Genomic DNA, 8,890 nt, shown 5'->3' with positions numbered 1-8,890 from the left:
ATTTGAACATGTAATCACCTCTATAACGCTTTTTTTGTTTTTTCTATTTAAACATTATAGCGGATGATTCATATAAGTGGAAGGTATCTTTTGGATTCCTTCCTTTTTCTATTTTTTACCGCCTACTAAAATTATACACTAAGTTTTTTCTTTTTTAAGTTTTTTGTTATATAATATGCAGAACCGATGAAGATGACATATAGACGTTATAAACAAACTTAATTACAAAGTTATCATTAAATGTTCGGATTTTATTAGTCAAAATACTTATTGATTTAAGATGTATTATATATTATAATATTACAAAGTTCGTAATTTAGGCTAAATGGGGGAGATATTTTGTGAGTGATGTAAAAAGAATTTATGTAGAAAAAAAGTCGCAATACAATATTGAAGCAAAAAAACTTTTTGATGATCTTAAAAACAATCTCAATATTTCTGGTCTTGAAAGCGTAAGGGTGATAAACAGGTATGATGTTTTAGGATTATCTGAAGATGTTTTTTTAAAGGCTGTTAATACGATCTTTTCAGAGCCAAATCTTGATGATGTACACATTGAAGATTTGCCATATGAGAAAGATGATAGAGTGTTTGCTATCGAATTTTTACCAGGACAGTATGATCAAAGGGCTGATTCTGCTGAACAATGTATTCAAATACTTACAAACGGTTTTAAACCAAAAGTATTTTGTGGAAAAGTTATAGTTTTAAGTGGCAAATTGACAGATGAGGAATTTGATAAAATAAAAAACTATTGCATTAATCCTGTAGATTCAAGAGAAGCTTCATTAGATAAAAGAGAAACTGTTGATTTAGAAGTTGATTGTCCCGATGATGTGGAAGTTCTTGATGGCTTTGTTGAATCTGATGATGTTTCAATAGAAAAGCTCTATGAGAAGCTAAATTTGGCAATGAGCTTGGAAGATTTTAAATTCTGTCATTCCTATTTTGAAGATGTAGAAAAACGTAATCCTACAATTACAGAGATAAGAGTTATTGATACCTATTGGTCCGATCACTGCCGCCACACCACATTTCTTACAAACATCAATGATGTGAAAATTTGTGATGGGAAATACAATGAACCTATCTTAAAAGCCTTTCATGAATACAAAAACTCCAGAGAATTTGTCTATGGCGAAAGCAAGAAACCAATGTGCCTTATGGACATAGCTACAATAGGAATGAAAGAATTGAGAAAAAGGGGACTGCTTGACGATCTTGATGAATCTGATGAAAACAATGCATGTAGTATCGTAGTCGATGCAGACATAAATGGTAAAAGCGAGAAATGGCTTGTAATGTTTAAAAATGAAACACACAATCATCCTACAGAAATAGAGCCTTATGGAGGTGCAGCTACTTGCCTTGGAGGAGCGATTAGAGATCCTTTATCAGGCCGGGCCTATGTGTATCAGGCGATGCGCGTTACAGGTTCCGGAGATCCAAGAACGCCAGTTGAGATGACTATAAAAGGCAAATTGCCGCAAAGAAAGATTACTAAGGAAGCAGCCCACGGCTACAGTTCATATGGGAATCAGATAGGACTTTCTACAGGACAAGTTTCAGAGATTTACGACGAAGGATATGTAGCTAAACGAATGGAGATAGGTGCGGTAATAGGTGCAGTTCCTAAGAAAAATGTTTTTAGGGGAAAGCCAACGGCAGGCGATGTAGTGATTTTGTTGGGTGGTAGGACAGGAAGAGACGGTTGTGGCGGTGCCACAGGTTCTTCAAAAGAACACACGCAAGAATCCATTTATACAAGTGGTGCAGAAGTACAAAAAGGCAATCCTATAACAGAAAGAAAAATTCAAAGATTTTTTAGAAATCCTGATGTTTTAAAAATGATAAAAAAGTGCAATGATTTTGGAGCAGGTGGTGTGTCTGTTGCAATTGGAGAATTAAGTGATGGGCTTTTAATTAACCTCGATGCAATACCGAAGAAATACGAAGGTTTAGATGGGACAGAACTTGCTATATCTGAATCACAAGAAAGAATGGCTGTATTAGTAGCACCAGAAGACGCTGAAAAGTTTATAGAGCTTGCAAAAGAAGAAAATTTAGAAGCTACTAAAGTCGCAGAAGTCACAGACGATATGAGAATAAAAATGGTTTGGCATGGAAAGGTCATTGTGGATATAAGCAGAGAATTTTTAAATACAAATGGAATTTCTCAATTTACAGATGTCATCGTAGACAGTATTAGTTCTGAAAGCTATTTTGAACGGTTAAAATCTGCCCAATCAATGAACAATATAAAGGAATTGTGGCTTAGGAATCTTGAGGATCTAAATGTGTGTAGTCAAAAAGGATTGACTGAGATGTTTGATTCCACAATTGGTGCTTCAACTGTTTTGATGCCATTTGGCGGTTTATATCAGATGACGCCATCTGAAGGTATGGCCTCCAAAATACCTGTTTTAGAAGGAGATACGGATACGGCAACATTGATGGCATTTGGATACAATCCTAAACTGTCGAAATGGAGTCCTTTCCATGGTGCTGTTTATGCAATTATTGAGGCGGTATCTAAAATTGTGGCAATGGGTGGTGACTATACAAAGATTAGGCTATCACTTCAAGAGTATTTTGAGAAATTAGGCAAAGACCCTAAAAGATGGGGAAAACCATTTAGTTCATTGTTAGGTGCTTTATACGCACAGAAAGTTTTAGGTATTCCCGCAATTGGTGGTAAAGACAGTATGTCCGGTACTTTTATGGATATGGATGTGCCTCCTACATTGGTAGCATTTGCTGTTGCAACTGCTGACGCAAATAAAGTGATATCTTCAGAATTTAAGAAAAGCGGTGATAAAGTAATAATTATTAAGGCGGAAAGAAATCAACAAGATTTACCAAATTTCGAAAAACTAAAAAGGAATTTTGATAAGGTCAATGAACTATTAAATGAAAATTTAATATTAGCAGCATCTTCGGTAAAATACGGCGGAATTGCTGAATGCATCACTGAGATGGCTTTTGGGAATATGGTAGGTTTCCAATTGGAGGCGAATATAAGTGATGTGGACTTTTTCGTTTCTGAATACGGCTCTTTAATAATAGAAGTAGATGGTGATTTTGATGATGATAAATATTTAAAAGGAATTGATTATAAAATTTTAGGCAGGACGATTGATGAGCCGTATATAATTTTAGAAGATGTTAAAATCCATCTTGATGAAGCGAAAAAACACTGGGAGAAACCACTTGAAACAATTTTTCCTACAGCTGTGGAAGAAAACATTAGACAAATACCGAATATTATGTACAACAAAAATAATTCCTTTAGGGCAAGCCTTAAAGTAGCAAAACCAAGAGTTTTAATACCAGTTTTTCCTGGTACCAATTGCGAATATGATAGCAAAAAAGCTTTTGAAAAGGCCGGTGCTTTGGTTGAAATGCATGTTTTTAAGAATTTAACAGGAGCTGATATAAATGAGTCTATCGATGAGCTTGTTAAACTTATAGAGAATTCTCAGATAATCATGTTGCCAGGTGGATTCAGCGCTGGAGATGAACCGGATGGTTCTGGAAAATTCATTGCAACAGTATTTAGAAATCCAAAAGTCAAAGATGTAGTTATGGAATTTTTAAAGTATCGTGATGGCTTGATGCTGGGTATATGCAACGGATTCCAAGCACTTATAAAACTTGGATTACTTCCTTATGGAGAGATTCGCGACATTGATACGAGTGATCCGACGTTGACATTTAATACGATCGGTAGACATGTATCATGCTATGTAAGAACAAAGATAACGTCGAATCTTTCACCATGGTTTAACAATGTCAAATGTGGCGACATTCATGTAATACCTGTATCACATGGAGAAGGAAGATTTATTGCAAATGATGATGTTTTAGATATGTTAAAAAAGAATGGGCAAATTGCCACACAATATGTAGATGTGGATGGAAATCCAACAATGGAGATGCCTTACAATCCTAATGGTTCTTATTGGGCCATAGAAGGCATCACAAGCCCTGATGGCAGGATACTTGGTAAGATGGGACATTCTGAGAGAATTGGCAAGAACGTGGCTAAAAATATATACGGCAACAAAGATCAAAAGATATTTGAAGCTGGCGTCGAATATTTTAAATAAGAAACATAAAAGGTTACGATTCTGTAACCTTTTATGTTTCTTCTGTTTTTATCTTGTGAGAGCTTTGGTTCCAGTCTGGTTTTGGACCTCTTAAGTATGATATAAACGATGCTATTAAGCTAAATATCATTGATATCAAAAACGCTTCTCTTAGCCCAGATATAAATTGTGCTATGGCAATACCTTTTGAACCGACTTGTGTGCCGACGAAAAGAGCTTGCATCGCTTCAGGAGTTATGCTGGATGACACGATTGCCATTGATAATGCTATGCTTATTACCTGTCCAGCGTTGTTCATCATTGTTCTCGTGCCGGCAGCAATACCCCTTCTGTCAGATGGGACAGATCCCATTATTTCGCTTGTATTAGGTGAGAAGAACATGCCGGACCCAAATCCCATAATAAGCATCCAAACGATAAGCTCTGTAAGTGATGTTTTAGGTGAAATTCTTACAAATCCCAATAAGCCGATAGCCGAAATAAAAAGACCTATAGAGCTTAATGCTCTTGCACCGTATTTATCAGATAAGTATCCGCTTATTGGCGATACGATCATCATAGATAGTGCAAAAGGTGCTAAGAATATTCCTGCCTTTAATGGGTCCATTGCTTTTATTCCTTGAAGATAGAATATGAGCAAAAATGTTACTGCGCCTCTTGCAATACCGTTAAGCAGTGTGCTTCCAAAAGCAAATGCCAAGATTCTCGTTTTAAACAATCTTAAATCCAGCATGGGCTGTTCGGTAGTATTTTCAACATAAACAAATGCCAAAATCAATGCTATTGATATTATGAATAGAGTTATGATTGACTTGTTGTACCAACCTACGAATCCACCGAAAGACAACGCGATTAAAAACAGCAATAATCCTACTGTAAAAAGAAGTGTACCTTTTAAATCAAATTTTTGGCCTTCAGGTATTTTGTCAAGCTCTTTTAGCTGAATCAATGCCCATAGAGTACCTATAATTCCAAATGGCACATTTATATAGAATATATATCTCCATCCTAAACTCGTCAAGAAGCCTCCTAATATTGGACCTATTACTGATGCTATGCTGACTACCATGCTGTTTATGCCAAGAGCTTTTCCTAATTCGTTTTTTGGAAAAGCGTCTGCTACGATTGCTGTGCTATTAGCAACCATTAAAGAACCGCCAACTGACTGCACTATTCTGTATATAAGCAGTTGTAGTCCGCTATTTGAAATACCACATAGTAACGAACCAATGGTAAATATGGCAAAACCTGATACGTATAATTTTTTCCTTCCAAACATATCGGCTATTCTACCGATTGCTGGTACTAATATTGTCAATGAAAGCATATATCCCATTACGATCCACATGATTATACCCATGTTGGCATTTAAACCTTTCATAATATCAGGAAGTGATATTAAAAGCATACTGCCATTTAATACTGAAAAAAGGGCTCCAAGAGTGGTACAGGATAATGCTATCCACTTGTAACTGATATTTTTCATATTGTGTCTGCCTCCTTTGATTTTTGCTTTAACTTAGACAAATTTAGTAATAGCTCCTCAAATTTTTGTTTTGCCATCAATAGTTTTTTATTCTTTTCTTCAATCAATTCTATTTGCTTTTCAATCAATTTAGCGTAGTTATCGATTGTTTCTGCATCTGCAACTTCACCAGATAATATATCTTTGACATTTTTATCTAGTTCTAATGCTTCCTTGATTTCAGATAAGCTGAAGCCAAGTGAATCTTTCAGAGATATTATCTTTTGAATTTTTTCTATGTCTTCATCGGTGTACAATCTGTATCCTGAATCCGTCCTTTTGGGTGAAATAAGATTTAAATCTTCATAATACCTAATAGCCCTTTTTGTCAAACCTGTTTTTATTGAAACATCTTCTATTTTGTAATATTTTTTTTCCATCATAAACCCTCCAACGAATAATTTTACTACTAGTTAACATTAACGTCAAGGTTAATGTAAAATAATTTGATAATTTTCATAAGAAAAAACTTTAAAATACATTATTTGAGGTATAATATATACTTGAAAGGTAATTATAACCAATGTGGAGGTAGGATTATGGGTAAATTAATGTCAACATATTTGATGCCGCACCCGCCTATAATTGTTCATGAGGTGGGACGAGGGGAAGAACATAAAATTCAAAAGACGATAGATTCCTTTGAAAAAGCATCTCTAAATATAAAAAATCAAAGACCAGATACTATAATTATAATTTCACCACATGCGTATGTCTTCAGCGATGCTGTTTCGATTGATTTGAGACAAACGGTAGAAGGTGATTTGGGACAATTTGGCGCTTATAATGTGAAAATGGAGTTTAAGACTGATTTATCATTAGCCAATGACATAGTAAAAAATACAGAAAATAAAAAAATACCTATAGCAAAAATAGATGACAAAATGATAAGCAGATTTAAGCTTTCAAAAAAACTTGACCATGGATGCATCGTTCCATTATATTTTCTGAAACAGCATTTCGAAACTTTTAATCTCATAAGAATGTCATATGGTTTTTTGCCATTTGAAAAGTTATATGATTTTGGAGTCCAAATAGGGAAATCCATAAGGGAAAGCGATAGAAATGTGGTATTTATTGCAAGTGGTGATTTATCACACAAATTAACGCCAAACAGTCCTAATGGGTATACACCGAATGGAAAGGTTTTTGATGAGAAATTGTTGAACTTGCTAAGAGATTTTAAAGTGAAAGAAGTAATCAATATGGATAAAGAACTTATAAGTGATGCTGCGGAATGTGGGTTTAGATCCGTTTGCGTCATGTTGGGTGTATTGGATGGCTACAAGGTAAAGTCTAACATTTTATCTTATGAAGGTCCTTTTGGCGTTGGATATGGTGTTGCCGAATTCATCCCCGAAAGTTACACAGGAATGGGATTATTAGATGAACTGTATAAAATAAAAAAAGAGAGAATAGATAATATAAGGAAATCAGAAGATGCTTATGTGAAATTAGCAAGAGAAAGCCTTGAGTATTATTTGAAAAACAATAGTATAATGAATGTACCGGATAATCTGCCAGATGAAATGACAAAAAATAAAGCAGGAGTATTTGTATCATTGCATAAAAATGGAGAATTAAGAGGGTGTATAGGCACCATATATCCTTCAAAGAATAATATCGCAGAAGAAATCATAAGAAATGCAGTTAGCGCTGGTACAGAAGATCCGAGGTTCTATCCTGTTGAGATAGATGAACTTGACGACATAGTGTATTCAGTTGATGTTTTGACAAAACCTGAGGTTGTAAAATCAAAAGATTATCTGGATGCAAAAAAGTACGGCGTAATCGTAAGAAGCGGTTATAAAAGTGGGCTCTTATTGCCAGATCTTGATGGGGTTGATACAGTTGATCGGCAGATATCTATCGCACTTAGAAAAGCTGGCATTGCACCGGATGAAAAGTATACTATCGAAAGATTTGAGGTTGTGAGGCATAAATGAAAGAAGCACTCTATTATGAGAAGATAGATAACGATAGTGTACACTGCTTATTGTGTCCGCAAAATTGTATAATAAACGATGGGAAATATGGTTTTTGTCGCGCTAGAAAAAATGAAGGTGGAGTGTTATACTCTGAAAATTATGGGAAAATTGCATCTATAGCTATGGACCCAATAGAAAAAAAGCCTTTATATCATTTCATGCCTGGCAGCTACATACTTTCTGTTGGAACATACGGTTGTAACCTAAGATGTCAATTTTGTCAAAATTGGGAGATATCTCAACAAAGGCTGGAAGGGGAATACCTATCGTCAAGTAAATTGGTAGAAATCGCAAAGAAACAGCAAGGTAATGTAGGAATTGCGTACACTTATAATGAACCATCGATCTGGTATGAATATGTGTTAGATTCCGCAAAAATTTCACATAAAGAAGGTCTTAAAAACGTGCTTGTGACAAACGGGTATATAAATATCGATCCCTTAAGAGAGATTATTAAATATATTGATGCAGTAAATATAGACGTAAAGGCTTTTTCTAATGAATATTATAAAAGAATATGTCATGGAAATCTGGAAAGTGTTTTGAAAGTTGTTGAAGAAGCTGTACTATACTGTCATGTAGAGATAACAACATTGGTGGTGACAGGGGAAAATGACGACTATACTGAAATTGAAGGACTTTGCAAATGGATATCAAGTATAAACAAAGATATACCTATACATTTTTCTAAGTATTTTCCTCGATATAAGATGAAAAATCCAGAAACACCGATAAAAGTGCTTGAAGATATTTATGCCATTGCAAAAAAGCATCTGAATTATGTATATTTAGGCAATGTATCTGGATTTGACAGCAATACTTATTGTCCTAATTGCGGACATCTCTTGATTAAAAGAAAAGGTTATGTACATGTTGTTGGAATAGAAAATAATAAATGTGGTAAATGTGGGAAAGGTTTTTACGGTTTTATATAAAGAAACTTTACATAAAAGAAGTTAAGAGATAATTTAAATAAAAATACGAGTTACAATAGGTTTTTGGCGAATAATATAACTTATTGTAACTCGTTTTTAATTTTAAAATCAAACTAAGATTTGAGTGTCATAAGAAGCATTTTTTAAGCTACTAATGATAACTTTGCTTGATTTTTACCTGATTTTGTAAGAATAAATCTGACTTTGATATTTTTGTAAAAAACCGCAGCCATCTCCACTGCCATTTTTAGTGCTTTTTTTGCATTTATGGCTCCTATTTTGAATGAAAACCAGATTTTTGAGCGCACTAATCCCCTTACAGGTATCACATCT

The 8,890-nt window shown here is 34.6% G+C and carries 5 protein-coding genes and 1 pseudogene; 3 read left to right on the top strand and 3 right to left on the bottom strand.

The window, feature by feature from the left end; all coding sequences use genetic code 11:
• The first annotated feature begins 341 nt into the window (after nucleotides 1-341).
• Nucleotides 342-4,109 carry a phosphoribosylformylglycinamidine synthase gene (locus HNR52_RS11585; protein WP_435620646.1) on the top strand — a complete coding sequence of 1,256 codons (3,768 nt, stop codon included), beginning with the start codon at nucleotides 342-344 and terminating at the stop codon, nucleotides 4,107-4,109.
• 31 nt (nucleotides 4,110-4,140) lie between these two features.
• Here HNR52_RS11585 and HNR52_RS11580 read toward each other — a convergent pair whose 3' ends face one another.
• The gene (locus HNR52_RS11580) at nucleotides 4,141-5,595 is read right to left on the bottom strand and encodes an MFS transporter (protein ID WP_013787908.1); all 1,455 of its coding nucleotides are present in this window, start codon (nucleotides 5,593-5,595) and stop codon (nucleotides 4,141-4,143) included.
• Nucleotides 5,592-6,014, bottom strand: coding sequence for a MerR family transcriptional regulator (locus HNR52_RS11575; protein ID WP_013787909.1), 423 nt, complete (start codon nucleotides 6,012-6,014; stop codon nucleotides 5,592-5,594). The genes HNR52_RS11580 and HNR52_RS11575 overlap by 4 nt, the downstream gene beginning before the upstream one ends.
• A gap of 159 nt (nucleotides 6,015-6,173) precedes the next feature.
• On the opposite strand from HNR52_RS11575, the gene amrA reads away from it, so the two are divergent.
• Nucleotides 6,174-7,580 carry an AmmeMemoRadiSam system protein A gene (gene amrA, locus HNR52_RS11570; protein WP_435620645.1) on the top strand — a complete coding sequence of 469 codons (1,407 nt, stop codon included), beginning with the start codon at nucleotides 6,174-6,176 and terminating at the stop codon, nucleotides 7,578-7,580.
• Nucleotides 7,577-8,557, top strand: coding sequence for an AmmeMemoRadiSam system radical SAM enzyme (amrS, locus tag HNR52_RS11565; RefSeq protein ID WP_013787912.1), 981 nt, complete (start codon nucleotides 7,577-7,579; stop codon nucleotides 8,555-8,557). The genes amrA and amrS overlap by 4 nt, the downstream gene beginning before the upstream one ends.
• A gap of 143 nt (nucleotides 8,558-8,700) precedes the next feature.
• Here amrS and HNR52_RS11560 read toward each other — a convergent pair.
• A pseudogene (locus tag HNR52_RS11560) lies at nucleotides 8,701-8,890 on the bottom strand (transposase); the annotation flags it as partial.

Source organism: Thermoanaerobacterium thermosulfurigenes, from assembly GCF_051201035.1.
Taxonomy (GTDB): domain Bacteria; phylum Bacillota; class Thermoanaerobacteria; order Thermoanaerobacterales; family Thermoanaerobacteraceae; genus Thermoanaerobacterium; species Thermoanaerobacterium thermosulfurigenes.
This window is presented reverse-complemented; position numbering and strand designations above follow the sequence as displayed.

Bases quoted from the DNA above. Each gene is read 5' to 3' on its own strand.
- HNR52_RS11580 (WP_013787908.1), bottom strand. From the start codon at position 5,595: ATGAAAAATATCAGTTACAAGTGGATAGCATTATCCTGTACCACTCTT.
- HNR52_RS11575 (WP_013787909.1), bottom strand. From the start codon at position 6,014: ATGGAAAAAAAATATTACAAAATAGAAGATGTTTCAATAAAAACAGGT.
- amrA (WP_435620645.1), top strand. From the start codon at position 6,174: ATGGGTAAATTAATGTCAACATATTTGATGCCGCACCCGCCTATAATT.
- amrS (WP_013787912.1), top strand. From the start codon at position 7,577: ATGAAAGAAGCACTCTATTATGAGAAGATAGATAACGATAGTGTACAC.